Here is an 18,498-nt window from a genome sequence, read left to right on the forward strand (position 1 = left end):
TATTTCCTTTCTCGGCGTGTCCCGGCCCCATTCAAAAAAGCAACCAGAACACTGGAAAACGGCTTTCGGGCACTCTCCCGACAGGCCGAACCACTGCACCCCGACTGGGCGCGCATATGGTTCGCACGAGCCGTCTGTTAGCCCTATTAGGTGGACACCTCCACTGCCGGTGTCAAGGCAATCTGGTGTTGCAAACAGGTCTCGTCTGTTGACGACTCGCACCGCCGGTGGAAAACGCGCTGCCGTTTCACAAGCAGATACAAAAAACAAAATGCCGCTCGTTGAAAGCGGCATTTATTCACTAATTTCGCGAAACGCAAGATCGTATATTAGGCGCTTGTCGCCGAGGTCTCTTCGCGGTCCTCATAGATATAGAGTGGCCGCGCCTCGCCTTTGACGACTTCTGGCGAAATAACCACTTCCTTTACGCCCTTGAGGCCAGGAAGCTCATACATGGTATCGAGCAGGATCGATTCCAGAATGGACCGCAGCCCGCGGGCACCAGTCTTGCGCTCGATCGCCTTGCGGGCAATCGCTTTCAGTGCCTCGTCGTGGAACGCCAGTTCGACCTGTTCCATTTCGAAGAGACGCTGATACTGCTTGACCAGCGCGTTCTTCGGTTCGGTCAGGATGGTAACCAGAGCATCCTCGTCGAGGTCTTCCAGCGTTGCTATCACCGGCAGACGGCCGACGAATTCCGGTATGAGACCGAATTTCAGCAGATCTTCCGGCTCAAGTTCCGCAAAGAGCTCACCGATACGCCGGTCTTCAGGGGCATGAACCTGCGCCTGGAAACCGATCGACGTCTGTGTGCCGCGATCGGAAATGATCTTGTCGAGACCTGCAAAAGCACCGCCGCAGATAAACAGGATGTTTGTCGTGTCGACCTGCAGGAATTCCTGTTGCGGATGTTTGCGGCCACCTTGCGGCGGAACAGACGCAACGGTTCCTTCCATGATCTTCAGGAGCGCCTGCTGCACGCCCTCACCGGATACGTCCCGGGTGATCGATGGGTTGTCCGCCTTGCGGCTGATCTTGTCGACCTCATCGATATAGACAATGCCGCGTTGCGCGCGTTCAACATTGTAGTCGGCCGATTGAAGCAGCTTCAGGATGATGTTCTCGACATCTTCACCGACATAACCTGCTTCGGTGAGCGTGGTCGCATCGGCCATCGTGAACGGCACATCGAGAATGCGCGCCAGCGTCTGGGCGAGAAGCGTCTTGCCGCAGCCGGTTGGACCAACAAGGAGAATGTTGGACTTCGCCAGTTCCACATCGTTGTTTTTCGACGCGTGGTTGAGGCGTTTGTAGTGGTTGTGAACGGCGACCGACAGAACCTTCTTCGCACTGCCCTGCCCGATCACATAATCATCGAGAACATCGCGAATTTCCTGAGGGGTCGGGATCCCGTCCCGTGACTTCACCAGCGAGGACTTGTTTTCCTCACGGATGATATCCATGCACAGCTCGACACATTCATCGCAAATGAAAACAGTCGGGCCGGCGATCAGCTTGCGAACCTCGTGCTGGCTCTTGCCGCAGAAGGAGCAGTAGAGCGTATTCTTGGAATCGCTGCCGCTGGCCTTGGTCATGTAGTCAACCTCGCGTTTATGGGGACTTACCCCTTATCTTTCCGGTTTCGGTCAAAGTATGGCCTCGCCGGTATTGAAGACGCCGAAGGGCGCTGCTTCGTAATATAAGTCATCATGCTTCACCATTAAAAATCAATATAGGTTTAAGGCGAAGATGAAAACCCGGCATCAATTGGGGAAATTCCGGTCTCAGGGCAGAAAATTCAAACCTTCCTTAAGACCGGGTAAGTTCCATCAACCTTCGCCTTCGGCGCCCAGAGACGTCCGGTCGGTGATCACATTGTCGACGATCCCGAATTCCTTAGCCTTTTCAGCGGTCATGAAGTTGTCGCGTTCCAGCGCCTCTTCGACCTGATCGAGGCTTTGGCCCGTGTGCTTCACATAGATTTCATTGAGCCTGCGCTTCATTGCCAGAATTTCCTGTGCATGAAGCATGATATCGGCCGCTTGACCGCGGAAACCGCCGGATGGCTGGTGCACCATAACCCGCGCATTCGGCAGGATGAAGCGCATGTCCTTCTGTCCGGCCGCAAGCAGCAGCGATCCCATGGACGCCGCCTGGCCGATGCAAAGCGTGGAAACGGCCGGCCTGATAAACTGCATCGTGTCATAAATTGCCAGCCCGGACGTGACGAGACCGCCTGGCGAATTGATGTAGATTGCGATTTCCTTAGTCGGGTTGTCGGCTTCCAGATAAAGAAGCTGTGCGCTTACCAGAGTTGCCATGTGATCCTCGACCGGTCCGGTCAGGAAAATGATGCGCTCCTTCAGCAGGCGCGAAAAGATATCGAAGGCCCTCTCACCGCGATTCGTCTGTTCGACGACCATCGGCACGAGAGTGTTCATGTAGATATCGACAGGATCCTTCATACCTCATCCATAATCTTGAGATGTTGCCCGCAGACACCGGGCAGGACACAGACCCTATGAGCGCATCGATCCAGGGCCTGACTCGAAAAAAGCGACATCCCGTATATATGGGATGTCGCCCTCAACGCAAAGTCATGACAGATGCGGCGTGAAGGCAAGGTTAAAGCCCGGGCCGCATCTGGGGATAACAGGGTCTACGCTCAGGCGTCGTCCTCGTCATCGGCGACCAGTTTTTCCAACTCTTCCTTGGTCACCGTGTTGTCGGTTACCTTGGCGAGTTCAAGCATGAAGTCGACCACTTTTTCTTCGTAGATCGGAGCACGCAGGGACGCGAGCGCCTGCTGGTTGTTCTTGTAGTATTCGAACACCTGCTGCTCTTGTCCCGGGAACTGGCGGACGCGGTCGTATAGCGCGCGCTGCAACTCTTCATCAGTCACCTGAATGTCGTTCTTCTCACCGATTTCGGACAGAACCAGGCCCAGGCGCACACGGCGTTCCGCGATCTTGCGGTATTCCGCTTTAGCCTCTTCTTCCGTCGTGTCTTCGTCCTCGAAGGTCTTTTCGTTGCGCTTCATGTCTTCTTCGACCTGGCGCCAGACAACCTCAAACTCCGAATCAAGGAGCTTTTCCGGAAGATCAAAGGAATAGTGCTCATCGAGCTTGTCCAGAAGCTGACGCTTCACGCGCTGGCGGGTCATCTGGCCGAATTGGCTTTCGATCTGACCGCGAACGATTTCCTTCAGCTTGTCGAGCGACTCAAGGCCGAGGCCCTTGGCAAATTCATCGTCAAGCGTCACTTCGCCCGGAGCAGCCACTTCCTTGACTTCAACGTCGAAGGTTGCAGCCTTACCGGCAAGGTGGGCGGCCGGATAGTCTTCCGGGAAAGTCACTTCAACGACTTTCTCATCTCCTGCCTTCAGGCCGATGAGCTGATCTTCAAAGCCCGGGATGAACTGGCCGGACCCCAGCACCAGCTGACCGTTTTCATCGGCACCGCCTTCAAACGGCTCGCCGTCGACTTTGCCGAGATAGGACATTGTCACCCGGTCACCATCTTCAGCCGCACCGTCCTTCGTATCGAAGGGTGTGTTGTTCTTGGCGATGTCAGCGACCTGCGTGTCGACTTCCTCTTCGGCAATCTCGACGACCGGACGCTCGATTTCAAAACCGGCAAAATCAACGATCTCGAAGTCCGGCAGGACGTCATAGGTCATTTTAAAGGAAAGATCGGCATCCCCTGCCATGATCTTTTCTGCGTCTTCTTCCGGAAGATCCACTTCTGGTGTCAAAGCCGGGCGCTCAGAGCGCTCCTCAACGGCTTTCTGTGTGGTTTCCTGGATGGTGTTCGACAGGATTTCCGCCATCGCCTGACGGCCATACATTTTCTTCAGGTGCGCAACAGGCACCTTGCCTGGGCGAAAGCCCTTGATGTTGGCCTTGGATTTCAGGTCAGCCATGTATTCTTCGAGCTTGGTGGCAAGATCACCGGCCGGAATATCGATTTTGAGCTCTCGCTTGAGGCCCTCGGAGAGGGTTTCGGTTACCTGCATGGGTTTTTTGTCCTCGATCCTGAGCGGCAATTCGCCCTGGAGGTTTTGTTTTAAATCCCGTGTGCCGCACCGCTTGCGCTCCCCTTTTTCCGGAAGCGTTCAAAAGCAGCGCCTCGCCCCAAAGCGGACTCCGGGACGCACGATGGGAGCGCGATAAAGCGTGGGGCTGAAAGTGTCAAGGGTCGAGCGCTCCGGATAAGGGGAATCACAACGGTTTGGCGCAAGAAAATCGGATGCCGACGGCTTGTGGCCGGAGCGCAAACGCTGGCGATCTTCACCGGCACATCGATGCAACAGTATCTGCTTGCCGATTTTGCCGGTTTGTCCCCGCCCTGACGCATGAGCAAGTCCCCTGCTCTGCGCCAGCGCAGGAAGCAGCGGCACATCCCCTTATCGGGTACGCAAAGTGGCCAGTTGGTTGGCTGACAAAACTGATACACTTTAATCCGCATGCGGAAACGCTGTTGATACACTGCGCCGCAATATTCTCCAGCAATTGCCCAACCGCCTACCGGGCGGCATTACCCCTGCAGGAGAATGGAAATGAAAAAAGTCTTATCCGCTGCCTTTGCAGCGCTTCTTGTTTCGGCATGCACTGCGTTCGCGGCACCCGTAAGCGTGACCTTCACGAGCAACGGACCACTGCCCTATTCCGAAAGCGGCTTCTTGTTCGAAGGCAAGCCTGGCGACACCGTGACCGACAGTGTTCTCAATCCCATTCCGTTCGATGTCGGAGACACGATCGAGATTACACGAAGCGGTGAAGCATTCAGGTTCGTCTCATTCGAGATATACCGCCACAACTCGCTGCATTCCGCTTTCGACCTTCTCGGATTCCTGGGTGGCATGGAAGTCGTCAACTACGGCAATTTCGCCTTGGGCGGCGGAGAGTTTTTTGAAACGATCAACTCTGGCTCAAACACCCTGATCGACGAGTTGCGGATGGTTGGCACCGACCTGCGCGGCGGCGGACTGGCCATCAACACATACAGCTTCGACGTCGACAGAGGCCCCGTACCGGTGCCTGTTCCTGCCGCCCTACCGCTCCTTGCCGGCGGGTTGGGCCTCCTGGGCTTCGCCGGCAGGCGTCGCCGCAACGCGTCCTGAGCCAGGGTCAACCAGAGTTAAAGTTGAGGAGGCGGTTCATTTGGCCGTCTTTTTGACATCGCGCGGACGGCATCTTTCACACTGGGTCCCAGTGCAACACGGTTGGCCCGAGTGGCACGATCACCGCCACGCTTCCTTTCGAAGACATGAGGTTTCTGGCGATCAACTACCGTTTTGCCTGGTGCCTGCACGCTAAAGCAGCTGTTCCGCAGCCTGGTTCAAGGGCGCTGAAATACAATCGATACATTTGAAGAAATCAAACAGAAAAGTTCGGTTCCTACATCCCTTTTCAATGACGATTGACGTCTTTTTCCGGCGGGTACCGCCACTAATTCTTTTTGGATGTGAATTATGTCGAACGGCAATGAAAACTCAGTCAGGACCGCCATAAGGGAGTGCCGTTCGCTGTTATGGACCGCATTCTGGTTCGGGCTGTTCATAAATCTCATGATTTTGGCCGTTCCGCTCTTTTCGCTTCAGGTCCTTGACCGGGTTTTGTCGTCCGGCTCGTTCGAAACGCTTTCAATGCTCATGATCGCCGCCGGACTTGCTCTGGTGTTCATGGGCATCATGCGCGGTTTGCGCGCATTGATTTTCACGCACCTGAGCAGGTGGCTGGATGATCGGCTGTCTGGTGACATCCTTGAAAAAACCGTCAGGCTTTCGCTTCAAAGCTCCAAATTCGGCAGTCAGCCGCTGCGTGATCTTGGCACCGTCAGGAACTTCATTTCGTCTCCTCACCTGACCAATATGTTTGATGCCCCCTGGTCGATCATCTATTTCACTGCAATCTATTTCATAGACATCAGACTGGGGCTTACCGTTACGGTGGGCGCGATTGCGCTATTCTTGCTCGCGATCATTGCCGAAAGACTTCCGGCCGAGTCCTTGAGCGCGGCAAATGATGAGCAGGTCAAGGCGATGCAGTCGCTCGACACCATCCTGCGCAACGCTGAAGTTGTTAAGGCGATGGGCCTGCTCGCCCACGCAAGCGGCAAATGGCGGAACCTCAATCAGAACCAGCTGCACCACTCGTTTGTCGCTAGCAACATCGCGACTGTCATTTCACAACTGACCCGCGTCTTGCGGCTATCGATGCAGGTCATTGTCGTTTTCTTCGGAGCGATGCTGGCGATGAATAACCAGATTTCACCAGGCAGCATCATCGCAGTCGCCATTTTGACAGGCCGGGCCTTGTCCACGTTCGACGCCGCTGCCCCGATGTACAAAAGCCTGGTTGGCCTGCGCAAAGCCCTGAAAAGGCTGCTGTCGCTCGACGAGATGACAAGGTCGAACAGCGACACGATCAAAATGCCGGAGCCGAAAGGACGTGTGAGCCTTCAAGGCGCGACATTTGTCTCGAAAGCAAATGAACGAAGAATTCTGAACACCATTGATGTCGACATTCAGCCGGGCGAAGCCGTCGGCGTGATCGGACCAAGCGGTTCAGGAAAAACCACCATGGCGCGACTGCTTGTCGGTGTTCTGACGCCGACAACGGGCACAGTTCGACTGGATGGCGCGGTTCTGGAGCAGTGGGACCCGCAACAGCTCGGTGAAACAATCGGCTACTTGCCGCAGGACGTTGAACTGTTTGAGGGAACAATTGCGGAAAACATCGCGCGCCTTGATCCTGATGCGGACGACCTTGCCGTCATTGAGGCCGCACAAAATGCGATGGTTCACGAAACAATACTGAGCTTCCCGCAAGGATATCACACGCAAATCGGTGCAAACGGCTCACTTCTCTCCGCAGGCCAGCGTCAGCGTGTTGCGCTCGCAAGGTGCTTTTACGGCAAGCCCAAGCTCATGGTCATGGATGAACCGAATTCTAACCTTGATGGCGAAGGTGAAAGCTCTTTCGTCAAGGCAATTGAGCGGGCCAAGAAACTTGGCATCACGAGCATTACGATCGCCCATCGCCAAAGCGTGCTTCACAGCGTCGACCGTGTGCTCGTTCTTGAACAGGGAACTGTAAGCCTGTTCGGACCGACGCGCGAGGTTTTGGAACAGCTTGCGAACAACGACGACAAAGTCCGAATGATCCACAACCTGAAAAGGAAGGCGTGAAGCGATGTCCCCGGTCACACGCAAAAATTCCGGTTCCGGCCGCGTTTTCCGCTACGATTACAGGACAGCGGGCATCGGCCCGTCCCGTTGGGGCCTTTTTGTCATGATCCCGTTCCTTCTGCTGCTGGCAGCCTGGGCAAGTTATGCTCCATTGAGTGCAGCCGCCATTGCAGATGGCGCGGTTGTGCTGGATCACGACCGCAAGACCGTTCAACACCTTGAAGGCGGCATCATTGAAGACGTTCTGATCGCTGAAGGTGAGACGGTTACCCATGGCCAGTCGATCCTGGTTCTGCGCGACGTCAAGCAACGTGCACAGTTGGACACGCTCAAGTTTCAGCTCGCGAGTGCCCGGGCGCTGAAAAGCCGCTTGGTCGCAGAACGCAATGAGACCAGTGAGCTGGACTTTTCATCGCTTGAAACGGATATCGACCTGGCGGACGAAACCTTTGCGTCCCTGCGCCAATTGCAAACCAGGCTCTGGAAGAGCCGCGCCAAGGCAATTCAAACCAAAATCGATCTGATCGAAGCCAACAAGTCAGCAATCGTCAAACAGATTGACGGGCTGAATCATCAAATCAGATCCGCCAGCACCCGTCGCGATCTGGTGGCGACCGAACGCGAAGCGGTTCTGTCGCTTCACAAGAAGAAACTCACGACAAACAACCGACTGATGGAACTTAACCGGAATGCCGCCCGGCTGGAGGGTGAAGTCGGCATGCTGACTGCATATATTGGCCAGCTTGAACGGGAAATTTCTGCAGCAGACATAGAAATCATCGACTTGCGGACCGAGTTCCAGAGCAGGATTTTACAGGAATTGCAAACTGTCTCGCTGCGCATTCAGGACCTAGAGCATCAGATGACAGCGACAAAAGATCTGCTGGCTCGAACGATCATTCGAGCGCCCGCGAATGGCATCGTCCTCGATCTGCAAGTGCAGAGTCGCGGTGCCGTTGTCGGGCCGGGTCAGCGACTTCTTGAAATCGTACCGGAAGAAGACCGGCTCATTGTAGAAGCCCGGCTCAAACCAAACGATATCGACCTGGTGACGACTGGCACGCCCGCAAAAGTCCAGTTGTCGGCTTACAAGGCGCGAAAAATCCCGAAACTGGACGGCACGGTTTTGAGCGTCTCGGCAGATGTCATCGCGGATCCATCGACAGGCGAGCGCTACTTTAAGGCGCGTGTTCTGGTCAGCGACAAGATGATGGATGAACTCAAGGCCGATATCGCGCTTCATCCCGGCATGCAGGCGCAAGTGTTTTTCCTCGCGGGCGAACGCACGGTTGCCGACTACCTGTTATCGCCAATCACGGATGCCACCTACCGCGCATTCCGGGAGGACTAATGCTGCCACCCAGTCAGCGTGAACAAGCTCATCCATTCGTAAATCAGACAAAAACTCACCCGGGCCGGAGGCCTGATCCAACATGTCGAATGCTTTCCCAGTTCTGCGAAAACACCCGGAACTTGAAGGAAAAAAGTTCCTTATTGGCATCGGTGCGTCCAAATGCGGCACGAGCTGGCTTTACCGCTATTTGCAGACTTTGCCGGAAGTGACCGTATCCCCGCTCAAGGAAGTCCATTTCTTTGATCGAAAATATTCAAAATTTGCCGTTGAACCGATAGACACGTTGTCACTGAGACGGGTTGAGCAGTATCTCGGCGCAAATGTTGATCTGGTCAAACAGTTGGAGAGGAACCCTCATTTTCAGGCAAGCGTCGATCGCCTGCAGATGATGTACGACGACAATGCCTATTTGAGCCATTTTGCCAGGATCAGTGAAGACACAACAAAAACGCTCGTCGATATCACGCCCGCTTATGCAGTAATCGGCGAGAACGGCTTCCGGGAGATGCAGCATTATTGCAACTCGCAGAATGCGTTATTGAACATCGTCTTCATCATGCGGGACCCGGTTGACCGTCTCTGGTCTCAGTTGCGCCACACGCAGCAAAGACACCCGGACATGGATGTTGCAAAAGGATGGTCCGACATGATTTGCGACGAGTCGATCATCAAGCGCACCGATTACCGCGCAACTATCGAAGCGCTGGATGAGGTTTTTCCTCAATATCAGGTCAGCTACCTGTTTTATGAGAACCTCTTTTCCGAGGAAACGCACCGCGACATCTGCAGGATCGCGGATGCGGAATTCAAAGCAGCCGACGCAGATACAAGACAAAACGAAACGACTGTGAAACTGCCCATCTCTAAAGAAATTCATGAGCGGCTCTACGAACTCCTTGAGCCTCAATACCATTATTGCAAACAGCGATTTGGTGACGCGCTCCCGTCGGCCTGGTCAGGTTGATTTCACGCTTTTGAAAGTCAGTCCAGCCCAGGTAGCTCGCCCTCAGCATAAGAACATATATAGAACAAAAAACTCGAAAGCCGCGGCGCAAAGGCGCAAACCGTCTGAAAAAATTGAGACAATTCAACCCAGGCGCAGACAAGGGATTGGTACATTGCCTCCCCATATTCTCTTCAGTCGACGGTGAAACTGCCGGGCGGCTTTATTTAAACAGGAGTTTTAATAATGGTTGAAGATACATCTTGGTTTGCAATTGATGTTTATGCCTTCGAAGACGACACTGATACGGCGACGTTTTCCGGTGACAGCTATGAGGTCGCTACGGACAATGACCGTGGCACGCAGACAATCGCAACCGACAAGGTTTCGGATGCGGACAAGCGTTCTGCAAAGCGTCGCTAAGGCCTATTTTTAAAGGATTTGACAGCAGGTGGCAGCACCCAGGTCCTGCCACCGGCCCTTTCAACCCGAACCAGCGGGATTGCAAATAATTGCGGCAAAGTCGGATCGGCTCTGCCAAGACCACGGGCAATCCCGGGACAATAAATAGCCTTGCTGCCCCGTTCACAGCACAAGAACATATCAGGAACAATGCAAGGCAAGCAACTAGGGTACAAACACGCAATCCGGTTGAAAAAATTGAGACAATTCAATCCTGTTGCGGACAAGGGATTGATACGTTGCCTCCCCATATTCCTCTCAGTCGACGGCGATACTGCTGGGCGACATTTTTTAAACAGGAGACTGAAAAATGATTGAAGACGGAGTTTTGTTCGAACCTGTTTTTGGTTCTTTCGAAGACGGCGACGCTGACACGGCGACATTTTCCGGTGACAGTTATGAGGTCGCTAGCGATAACGACCGTGGCACGCAGACAATCGCAACCGACAAAGCTTCGGATGCGGACAAGCGTGGTGCAAAGCGCCGCTAAGCAAATTTTTTAAGGTATTTGACAGCAGGTGGCAGCACCCAGGTCCTGCCACCTACTTTTTGCATCTGAAACAGCGTAACGACAAGTAATTACGGAAAAGTTGGATCATACTTGTCAATATTACAAGCGACTATTTCAAGATAAAAAGACTTCGATAGATTGCTGATTGCATGTAAAATACAATCTAAATTTGGATCAAACTGCACGTATTCACGCAGATTAATTTAAAATATCCATTTTTCATTATGTAATTCTATTTAGTGCTTTCGAACAGCATGGGCGTAAAACATCAGCCCCCGGTGCAAAAGAATGAGCACAAGGCGCTCTCCATCTTTTGACTTTACGCCCATGCTGCAGTGCGGTATCGATATGATGTTTGTGTTACCTGCAAACCCGGGAGGTCCTGTGATCTCACCGCCGCATTGTTCGCAGGACCTCCTTTTTTGACGTTTACTGAATGAATTTATTTTTTGACCAGTCCACAGCGGCGGCACCACGATCACAAGGCAACAGGTATTTTCTCTCAATCGCTCCGTAACGTCCATGACGCCAAGCGCCGGCGAATTTCCGCATGACCCAATAGCGACACTGCGATCCGCCTTTTTTGCAGTGAGATTGAACCAAGGGCATTTGCTGAATTGCGCCATACGCGTTTCAGCCGTCTCGTTGGTTCCAGGACTGCCAGGCCGCAAATCTTTGCCTGTCCGTTGGCGCACTCCAACGACTTGCAGGTTCGGCCACATCCGCATTCCAGCGGCAGCAGGCCAAGCAGGCTTTAGCAATTGAAAATTTGGTGCGGATGGAGGGACTTGAGTAAGAATTTACTCTGATATTTTTCAGATATTTAAGCCATTTTTCTTCAAATATGTACATCATTTTGTACATCATTTTGTACATCAAAATTGCAAAATTAGTGCGGCAATACTTTGAACCTTACAGCTAAAGAAAACAAGAAAGTTTTACACCATTCGGCGGCTCTGTGGCGGAGTGGAAATCCTGATCCACGATTGAAATCACTATACAATTTTGGAAAACTCTCTCGCCTAGGCGCACAGAAGCGCATGGGAAAAATGCGTTTTGGAAAACATTTTGGGCGACTAACCGGTCAAGTAGTTGAGCCAGATTCCAATGGCAGCGACGATTACTGAAAACGCGACTGCGATAGCCGAGTACTTCGTCCACATTGCTGCTGATGCCTGCGCATCGGCAGCGGTCAATTGATGCCTCGCAGCCTCGATCTGCGCCGCTGCCACATCTCTTTGAACAGCCAAATCGCGTCGTTTAAACTCTAAATTGGTCCACTTGTCTTGTTGTGAGCCCGGTTCAGAGCCGTCTGATGCCAATTCCTCGTCCGACTTTCCTCTCAAATCAGCTCCCATACATACGCTCCTTAAGACTCACAGTTATTTTGCATCCAGAGCATGCCCCCGACGGGACTCGAACCCGCGACTACCATCCTTCGACGGTGTGTTTCGCCGCTCCACTACGCGGGCACTGCTCCAGACCTGAGACAGCGGTGACCGGGAACCCCCAATCCTTCGGAAAAGCCTTATCCTAGCGGACCGCTGAATTTCGTTTGGCTCCTTATTTGGTTCCTTAGAATAACCGTATCACTCTGATCTCGATGCCTTGGACCCGACTCGTTTCTGAGTACATGCCCTTAGATCGGCATTGATTCCACAGAAAATAACCCCTCATCTTTAGCGCTAAACAGGGAGTAATCACTATGACCCGTTTGATAGCGAACCGGAAGAATTTGGTGCCAGCTTAAGGTCTTTATTAGAACGAGGGCTAGTTCCTTGACGATCCCGGTTGTGTAAGCCAGCTCTGCATAAGCATCGTCGCGACGTGCGCTTATTGGTGGCCTTTGAAAGAACCGTACGAACTTACGGCCAAAGGCCTGACAGCGTTAGTCAAAGGGGCGAATTGGCATTCAACTTCTACGCGAAGCTACAATGAGTGGGCGTTAACTGGCATTGGCGCCCACGCTCCTTATGAGACACATCAATAACAACCATCGGTCTGGAAAACTTGACCACCAACAAAGTATTCCATTTTCCGATATGGCTTGAAATGTGCCCGTAAAACCGGCGCCTCGGCAGTGCCCACGAGCTGTGCAGCGACTACAAGCTTGTTTTCGCCACTCTCGACCGCCAAAACAAGATACCGAGCGCTTTGGGTATCAGGGTTTATGACAACATAACGGTCACCTTCGCTGTAAATGACCTGATATTCACGTCCTGGATTTTCGCATCTCAGATCGTAGTCATCTGCAAAACAAATTGTTGGGATGAACAACAACGCTAAGAAAAATTTTGCAGATACAGTCACTTCTGCTCGGCTCCTCAATCTTCAAAGAGAATAACGCTAGTATTAATGTCTTTATCAGCCAACACCGGCGAACCACTCCAAATACCTCGCCTCCATGTGCAAATCTTGTAATGATTGACAGCCTCGAAAATAGCGTACACCGGCGCATCGCCTGTGTCGAAGTACTCCGGAAGAGGTTCACCTACGCGAGAACTTATCCGCTCGTCTTTATGAGTCCAAGCTAAACCGTAAATGCGCCGCCCGGTTCGCAGGGGAACACCTAAATTCTTGCGTGCAATCTCATAGATTTTTTCTGCTTCTTCAGTGTCTTCTGTATCGGGAACAAAGAACTTCACCTTTCACGCCCCTTTACTTTCAAACCGGGAATTCCCGGTTCGGCTCCTCATGAGTCACTATTCGTTTTCAGCTTCGTCGCTTGAACACTCTCGCCAGTGTCGAGATTTCGAATCTCGAAACCCTTTTCTGCATACTTGTTTTTCTCTATCTGGAGAGACGCCGTGGGAAGCCAATTAATGGAAGTGGTTATGTCACCAGGGGATATTTCAAACCTCACCCCGTCAAACATCTGAAGTTCTCTACCATTTCGGCGCACCGACAAAAGTGTTGAGTCTTCCACCATAACACGCATTTCTCCTTAGTTTCCTCCGCGAATTTTCAAACGAATGAACCATCCGGCGAATGCCATCAGCACGGCAGCCAACACTGCCATCACCCAACTAAGGGGAGACCCCGGGCCATCTCGAACCATCTCCTAGACAATGCTGTCGACAACACCGAGTGCCGCGCCAATTGTCAGGGCTTTGGACAATTTGCGTGTGAGTAAGCCTGCAATGAGCCCGCCAACACCCGAAATGCTTGGTATTTTTACGAGTAATATCGTGAGAAGAGTCTCAATTTCAGACCTTTACGCTCCTTACTCAGTCGATCCGAATTCAAACTTTTGGTGCTTTTTTCCTTGCACAGCCTGCTCCCAACAGAAAATTGTTATGTCTCGTTTGTGCTTTTCAAAAACCCGCGAAGCCTTAATAATACCGCCCATAAACGTGATGTGATTTTGCTCAATAGCTTCTTCGTTGGTCGCATACTGTGTGCTGGTCCAGACAAGCCGGGCATGATCGATCTGCTCCAGCGTCATTTCCTTCTGCGGCCTGCAGACATTTTCTGTCCGCGCCGTGTTGCCTGATATCTCATCAAAAACATCTAGAACCATTTCCAGAAGATTGTCGCCATCGCTGCAATGACGCCCCTGCCCCAAAAATTAACTAAACCTTGACAGCAACCCGTGCGTGTGGATTCCTCATAGTTGTATTGAGTATCGGGGGATACAACTATGTTTCGAATTCTGGCGTTCTCATTGTTTCTTTGTCTGTCAGCGGTTAGCGCGAATTCAGCGGTAATCACATACGAATACGTCGGTCGCACTATGGTCGAGGTTGATCGTTTTGGCAGACTAGATCCAACTTCTACGTTTCAGGCGCAAGGTGGCATTCTCAAACTTGATGAAGCTGCCCTGCCAAACGGTACTCTGGTCAACACCACCGTTGATTTTACGTTCATTGGGGGCGATACCACTACGGTTTATCCTGGGCTTGTACAGTACACGGTGCTGCCTCGCTACCCGGAACTCTTCGGGCGCATTCGGATACAAACAAACAAAAACATGGATATCGTACGCTGGTCCCTCGTTTATTCTGGAGATCCTGGAGTCGCGACAATCAGCTTCGATCGAGACTTTGTTTCCCCCTACGGAAGGACCACCTACGTAGCTCATCGGGGATATTGGCTTAGAGACGGCGAAATGGGGCCTATCTCAGCGATAGTTCCGTTACCGGCCGCGCTTCCAATGCTGGCCTGCGGTCTACTCGCGCTTGGCTTCATGAGTAGACGCTTAAAAATCACGCAGCCTGCAACGTGATCGAATTAACCGTAAATGTATGGCTGTAATAGGCCCTGGTCTGCACTCTGATCCACATTGTGGTTCCAGAGGAAGTCGCGGTGAATACCATATCGCCGGTCGTGTTGTCTCCAATACGGTCGGCTGCATCAACTCCACCAAGATCAGTTCCCCCTGCTGTAAAACCAGCCCAAGTTTCCAGCCGAGACGACGGTGAACCAGACGGATCTTCGTTCGTCACATTGATTGTGACGATGTAGTTGGCGGCATCCACAACGGTGATCTCTGGAGAACGGGCCCCTCCCCCTCGTCAGACGCAGGGAATTTTGACTTGCCCAAACGGCGCGAAAAACGATAAGAACATTGCAGGAACAAATGTAGGCACGGGTATGTCACGACGTAGCGATCGCGGCACCGTCAAACTCGAACCAGCCCTCGAAAAACTTGGCACCGGTCGCGCCGGAGCAGTCCAGGTGATGCGCGAGGTAAAGATCGGCTCGCCGGTGTATCGGGAAGCCAGTAACGTCGCGGACGCGATCGACGATCTGACCGAGCGCTTGACCAGCGATAGGACGCATTTTCACGCGAAGCCCGCGTCGACGGCGCCGAAGGAGTGAGGCCGCACGCGGTGGATAGACTGTTAACGCCTCTACCGTTACGCTTTTTCTGCGATCACCGTGATCGCGAAGCAACCTCGCAAGTGATCCTCCGTACTCCCATATCACTTGCGAGGTTTCTTTCTAACCACATGCGCACCGCGATCGGCATCAATGCGCTATCAACCGATCTTCGTAACAAGCGCCTTTGAACACTGGGGATCGCCATAGACCGAACTGCCCGTAGACTCATCGAGGAAGAGATACAGGTACAGGTCACCCGTCAAAGCACCGGGCGGCACCGTGAAATCATGGGTGAGCCGAGCTGTGTGCCGGTCCTCATAACTGGCAGGAGGCGGGATCGCGCCGCTGCCATACTCAGTGCCGTTCAGTGTTTCGCCGAGCTTCCAAGTAAGGTCGCGGCGAAAGGCCTGATTAACAGACGGCCCGAAGCTCATGGGGAAGTCTGCAACAAGCCGGTAGTCCCCGGGGACAAGCTGCTTGTCAGCGCACAGGTTGATTGCGATCCACGGCCTCTGTCCCGTCTTGTCACACGCAATGCTGCCGTAAGTGGTTTCCACGCCGAGCGGCGCTTCGCCTTCCTCCAGGACTTCCTGAAACTGTTCAAGCCTGCGATGATCGAACACCCCGCCACCAACCGTAATACTGTCAAAAGCAAGCGGGTAGCGGCGCGGGAAGCCTGACTGAAAATCACTGTCAAAGTAGACATCAGCGGGCAGAGGTGCGGGCGCTGGAATGAGCACCTGATTGGTGCGCATTGAAACAACGGAAACTGGATCTGTAATCAGACAATCAACCAGAGACCCGTTGTCTACGGCTAGGGGTATGTACCATTCGCCGGTCTCGTCAGTGAGCAATTCCGATGAGTTCCGATACCATTGCCGCGTGAAATTCGGGTACGGGAAGGCGTTCCAAAGGCCCTCGCCAGCAAAAAGCACGGCATTGTCGTCGGGCATCTCAGCACCGACTTCAACGAACTGAGAGCCGAGGTAGGCAGGAAACTCCCGGCAGACAATTGCAGGCGGCACGAAATTGACCGGCGTGGCTCCTGAGTCGGTGCCTGTCGTAGTGACGCGGTTACGATATTCAACCGTTTCGCTCTGTTGTTCCGACGATCTGAAATTAAAGCTCCAATCGCCTTCGCCAGCACTGTTGACCGCCTTGATCTGGCAGAACAGCTGGACGCCTTTCGGAGGAACTGCGACCGTGCCGATATCCGACTGACCGGCAATCTCATGCCACTGGTATCCATCACGGCTATAGCGCACCCGGTATTCCGTGATCGGAAGCGAGCTGTACGTAACGCCCAAGGCCGCGAGCGACACATCCCATGAGATTGACCCGTCGCCGCCAAAGAAGAAATCTGGCGGAGACACCGTTCCATGGATGGGGTCAATAATTTCAGGCGGGCCGGTCCACGGCACGTGTCCGTAGGTCGCAGGCCAGTTGGCATCAACGATGTATTTCGAGGCGTCGAACCGCTCCGCGCCGATATCGATGAACCACTGCCGGAAGTCCACGCCGATCCTGTACATCGTCCGGTAGCGGTCTTTGAAACCAGGTGCCGATGCCCGCGGATTGGTCTGGTCGTTCGGTCCGTTCAAAAAGTGCTGAAGGCCGGTTAAACCGCCAGGACCAGGCCCCAACATAAGATCCGGTTCAAGCTCCACCGTGCGCACTGCGCCGGATATGTCGAAATACCGAGGTTGGGAAGCACCGCGACTTTTCTCAGACCAATGCGGCTTGCCGATATGGGAATTGTGGAAGGTGACACGGTTCCGAAACAGCTGACCTTTAGGAGCGGGAAAATCGACCGCCATGCCACGGTCTTCAATCCTGATCCAGTCGGGATGATCCTGCATATTCGACTTGATGGTCTGGCAGGCCGCCGCCATTTCATCGTCATTCATAACCCACGCCACATGGCGGAGGATGTTGTGATAGCCATGCCATTGACCAGCGCCAGCGGCATAAAGCATGCCTTTCTGGAACGTCGCAAGGACATCGAGAGCGATTGGTATGAGGCGATAAATGATCTGCCGCTTCTGTTCGTCGGTAAAGGCGCTGGAATGGAGCGCATAAAGAGCCGCTGACCGTGCTAGGCCATAGGTTCCGACATATCCATCGTCAGAGGCCGGATCGTTCACCATGCGGCGCTGCTTTTCCCCGCCAACGCCAAGATAGCCCGGGACAATGCTATCTAGATAGGTGATCAGTGTCGCGTAACTCACCGAGCCATCGACCGGCTGCGGTTCGTTGCGGAGCGGGCTCAGCGTTAGCGAAGAGATGTTGCGCAGTGTTTGATCCGGATTGCAGATCCCAGGGCAGATGAAACCTGCGGGCGGGACTTCTGCAAGGACGGTGAAAGGGATTATGTCTTCGGTTGTGTTCCACGTTGGCAGGTCGCCAAGAGTGTAGCCTTGCAGGCGTTTCTGCTTGGCAATGACGTTGTTTGTTCCCGCCAGGATGCTAAGCGGACCTGAAACCGCCATGTCGTCATTCTGCGCGTGGTCATAGGTCAGAGCTGTCGCGGTCTTCCAGTCTGCAAGAACATCGCCATACGCCTCGTCAAAGCCCTGCGAACCTGCATCAGAAAGGAACGGATTGAGCATCGCACCATGCGCCCAGAAGCCAGCTTCGATAGCCGATGGCGTTGAGAAGGCCGTAAAGTTGAAATTCTGAGAGGCAACAACAGCGGGGCGGCCCAAGGCATCAACGACCACGGGCATGGACTGGTCAAACGACAGTGTTTCGCCGCGAGCCAACATCGAAGTCTGCATAAGAGTTTCTGCAAGACCGCCGCCGGTAACAGGATTAGAGCCACCAAACCCACCGAAAAACCCGCGACCTGATCGTGCCAGCTGGATCGAAAGGTTGTTTACGAGATCCCGCTCAAGCCTACTCATGTGTCGCTCCAAACGGTGACCTGACCTTCAAGCGGGTTTTCAATGCGGAGACGAAGCCACGGCAACTGAGTGAGTTTGACGATCGGGTCCTCGTAGAACTGGACGGTCCGAACGACCTCCCAAGGTGCTGTCGCGTCTGCACGTGCTTCAATGTGAAGGGTGCTGCGATCGGCGGCTGAAAACTGAATTGTCACATCACCAGCTGGTTGCCATTCGCCACTTTCAAAGGTTGAAGCAGTTGTATTGATCCGTTCCATTCGTCTTTCCTTCGCTTGCAAATCGACCGGGAAATCTCGGCATCTGTGCACT

The 18,498-nt window shown here is 53.4% G+C and carries 18 protein-coding genes and 1 tRNA gene; 8 read left to right on the forward strand and 11 right to left on the reverse strand.

The features are described 5' to 3' along the window. Positions 1–329: 329 nt before the first annotated feature. The 3 genes from clpX to tig form a co-directional block, all read right to left on the reverse strand. The gene (gene clpX, locus ABVF61_RS00290; RefSeq protein WP_299482107.1) at positions 330–1,595 is read right to left on the reverse strand and encodes an ATP-dependent Clp protease ATP-binding subunit ClpX; all 1,266 of its coding nucleotides are present in this window, start codon (positions 1,593–1,595) and stop codon (positions 330–332) included. A 234-nt stretch (positions 1,596–1,829) separates the two neighbouring features. After that, positions 1,830–2,465: an ATP-dependent Clp protease proteolytic subunit gene (locus tag ABVF61_RS00295; RefSeq protein WP_353991549.1), complete on the reverse strand. Its 636-nt coding sequence runs from the start codon at positions 2,463–2,465 to the stop codon at positions 1,830–1,832. Positions 2,466–2,665: 200 nt separating this feature from the next. After that, positions 2,666–4,015: a trigger factor gene (gene tig, locus ABVF61_RS00300; protein ID WP_353991550.1), complete on the reverse strand. Its 1,350-nt coding sequence runs from the start codon at positions 4,013–4,015 to the stop codon at positions 2,666–2,668. Between the two features lie 543 nt (positions 4,016–4,558). On the opposite strand from tig, the gene ABVF61_RS00305 reads away from it, so the two are divergent. The 6 genes from ABVF61_RS00305 (at position 4,559) to ABVF61_RS00330 (ending at position 10,441) form a co-directional block, all read left to right on the forward strand. Beyond that, positions 4,559–5,122 carry a PEP-CTERM sorting domain-containing protein gene (locus ABVF61_RS00305; protein ID WP_353991551.1) on the forward strand — a complete coding sequence of 188 codons (564 nt, stop codon included), beginning with the start codon at positions 4,559–4,561 and terminating at the stop codon, positions 5,120–5,122. Between the two features lie 351 nt (positions 5,123–5,473). Beyond that, positions 5,474–7,192: a type I secretion system permease/ATPase gene (locus ABVF61_RS00310; protein ID WP_353991552.1), complete on the forward strand. Its 1,719-nt coding sequence runs from the start codon at positions 5,474–5,476 to the stop codon at positions 7,190–7,192. Positions 7,193–7,196: 4 nt separating this feature from the next. Further along, entirely contained in the window at positions 7,197–8,543 is a 1,347-nt protein-coding gene (locus ABVF61_RS00315) for an HlyD family type I secretion periplasmic adaptor subunit (protein WP_353991553.1), read from the forward strand. Between the two features lie 82 nt (positions 8,544–8,625). Next, entirely contained in the window at positions 8,626–9,510 is an 885-nt protein-coding gene (locus ABVF61_RS00320; protein WP_353991554.1) for a sulfotransferase, read from the forward strand. A 225-nt stretch (positions 9,511–9,735) separates the two neighbouring features. Continuing rightward, positions 9,736–9,912, forward strand: coding sequence for a hypothetical protein (locus ABVF61_RS00325; RefSeq protein WP_353991555.1), 177 nt, complete (start codon positions 9,736–9,738; stop codon positions 9,910–9,912). Positions 9,913–10,261: 349 nt separating this feature from the next. Continuing rightward, on the forward strand, positions 10,262–10,441 hold the full coding sequence (locus tag ABVF61_RS00330; RefSeq protein ID WP_353991556.1) for a hypothetical protein: 180 nt from the start codon (positions 10,262–10,264) through the stop codon (positions 10,439–10,441). Between the two features lie 1,097 nt (positions 10,442–11,538). Here ABVF61_RS00330 and ABVF61_RS00335 read toward each other — a convergent pair. The 5 genes from ABVF61_RS00335 to ABVF61_RS00355 form a co-directional block, all read right to left on the reverse strand. Then, positions 11,539–11,820, reverse strand: a complete 282-nt coding sequence (locus ABVF61_RS00335) for a hypothetical protein (protein WP_353991557.1) — start codon at positions 11,818–11,820, stop codon at positions 11,539–11,541. A gap of 43 nt (positions 11,821–11,863) precedes the next feature. Then, positions 11,864–11,934 (reverse strand) — tRNA-Phe (locus tag ABVF61_RS00340). 511 nt (positions 11,935–12,445) lie between these two features. Continuing rightward, positions 12,446–12,772 (reverse strand): hypothetical protein, encoded by a 327-nt coding sequence (locus ABVF61_RS00345; RefSeq protein ID WP_353991558.1) that lies wholly within the window; start codon positions 12,770–12,772, stop codon positions 12,446–12,448. Between the two features lie 14 nt (positions 12,773–12,786). After that, the gene (locus ABVF61_RS00350; RefSeq protein WP_353991559.1) at positions 12,787–13,107 is read right to left on the reverse strand and encodes a hypothetical protein; all 321 of its coding nucleotides are present in this window, start codon (positions 13,105–13,107) and stop codon (positions 12,787–12,789) included. A 578-nt stretch (positions 13,108–13,685) separates the two neighbouring features. Continuing rightward, on the reverse strand, positions 13,686–14,027 hold the full coding sequence (locus ABVF61_RS00355; RefSeq protein ID WP_353991560.1) for a hypothetical protein: 342 nt from the start codon (positions 14,025–14,027) through the stop codon (positions 13,686–13,688). A 75-nt stretch (positions 14,028–14,102) separates the two neighbouring features. On the opposite strand from ABVF61_RS00355, the gene ABVF61_RS00360 reads away from it, so the two are divergent. After that, complete coding sequence (locus ABVF61_RS00360; protein WP_353991561.1) at positions 14,103–14,687, forward strand: VPLPA-CTERM sorting domain-containing protein; 585 nt, start codon at positions 14,103–14,105, stop codon at positions 14,685–14,687. Here the strand turns inward: ABVF61_RS00360 and ABVF61_RS00365 are convergent. Beyond that, entirely contained in the window at positions 14,668–14,940 is a 273-nt protein-coding gene (locus ABVF61_RS00365) for a hypothetical protein (RefSeq protein WP_353991562.1), read from the reverse strand. The genes ABVF61_RS00360 and ABVF61_RS00365 overlap by 20 nt on opposite strands. Positions 14,941–15,055: 115 nt before the next feature. On the opposite strand from ABVF61_RS00365, the gene ABVF61_RS00370 reads away from it, so the two are divergent. Then, on the forward strand, positions 15,056–15,283 hold the full coding sequence (locus ABVF61_RS00370) for a hypothetical protein (RefSeq protein ID WP_353991563.1): 228 nt from the start codon (positions 15,056–15,058) through the stop codon (positions 15,281–15,283). A 161-nt stretch (positions 15,284–15,444) separates the two neighbouring features. Here ABVF61_RS00370 and ABVF61_RS00375 read toward each other — a convergent pair whose 3' ends face one another. Together ABVF61_RS00375 and ABVF61_RS00380 are read right to left on the reverse strand one after the other, a co-directional pair. Beyond that, positions 15,445–18,189, reverse strand: coding sequence for a hypothetical protein (locus ABVF61_RS00375; protein WP_353991564.1), 2,745 nt, complete (start codon positions 18,187–18,189; stop codon positions 15,445–15,447). Next, positions 18,186–18,446 carry a hypothetical protein gene (locus ABVF61_RS00380; protein ID WP_353991565.1) on the reverse strand — a complete coding sequence of 87 codons (261 nt, stop codon included), beginning with the start codon at positions 18,444–18,446 and terminating at the stop codon, positions 18,186–18,188. The genes ABVF61_RS00375 and ABVF61_RS00380 overlap by 4 nt, the downstream gene beginning before the upstream one ends. Positions 18,447–18,498 lie beyond the last annotated feature (52 nt).

Origin of the sequence: Roseibium sp. HPY-6 (assembly GCF_040530035.1) — a bacterium.
Lineage (GTDB): Bacteria > Pseudomonadota > Alphaproteobacteria > Rhizobiales > Stappiaceae > Roseibium.

Coding starts and splice junctions, on each gene's coding strand:
- clpX (WP_299482107.1), bottom strand. CDS start 1,595: ATGACCAAGGCCAGCGGCAGCGATTCCAAGAATACGCTCTACTGCTCC.
- ABVF61_RS00295 (WP_353991549.1), bottom strand. CDS start 2,465: ATGAAGGATCCTGTCGATATCTACATGAACACTCTCGTGCCGATGGTC.
- tig (WP_353991550.1), bottom strand. CDS start 4,015: ATGCAGGTAACCGAAACCCTCTCCGAGGGCCTCAAGCGAGAGCTCAAA.
- ABVF61_RS00305 (WP_353991551.1), top strand. CDS start 4,559: ATGAAAAAAGTCTTATCCGCTGCCTTTGCAGCGCTTCTTGTTTCGGCA.
- ABVF61_RS00310 (WP_353991552.1), top strand. CDS start 5,474: ATGTCGAACGGCAATGAAAACTCAGTCAGGACCGCCATAAGGGAGTGC.
- ABVF61_RS00315 (WP_353991553.1), top strand. CDS start 7,197: ATGTCCCCGGTCACACGCAAAAATTCCGGTTCCGGCCGCGTTTTCCGC.
- ABVF61_RS00320 (WP_353991554.1), top strand. CDS start 8,626: ATGTCGAATGCTTTCCCAGTTCTGCGAAAACACCCGGAACTTGAAGGA.
- ABVF61_RS00325 (WP_353991555.1), top strand. CDS start 9,736: ATGGTTGAAGATACATCTTGGTTTGCAATTGATGTTTATGCCTTCGAA.
- ABVF61_RS00330 (WP_353991556.1), top strand. CDS start 10,262: ATGATTGAAGACGGAGTTTTGTTCGAACCTGTTTTTGGTTCTTTCGAA.
- ABVF61_RS00335 (WP_353991557.1), bottom strand. CDS start 11,820: ATGGGAGCTGATTTGAGAGGAAAGTCGGACGAGGAATTGGCATCAGAC.
- ABVF61_RS00360 (WP_353991561.1), top strand. CDS start 14,103: ATGTTTCGAATTCTGGCGTTCTCATTGTTTCTTTGTCTGTCAGCGGTT.
- ABVF61_RS00370 (WP_353991563.1), top strand. CDS start 15,056: ATGTCACGACGTAGCGATCGCGGCACCGTCAAACTCGAACCAGCCCTC.
- ABVF61_RS00375 (WP_353991564.1), bottom strand. CDS start 18,189: ATGAGTAGGCTTGAGCGGGATCTCGTAAACAACCTTTCGATCCAGCTG.
- ABVF61_RS00380 (WP_353991565.1), bottom strand. CDS start 18,446: ATGGAACGGATCAATACAACTGCTTCAACCTTTGAAAGTGGCGAATGG.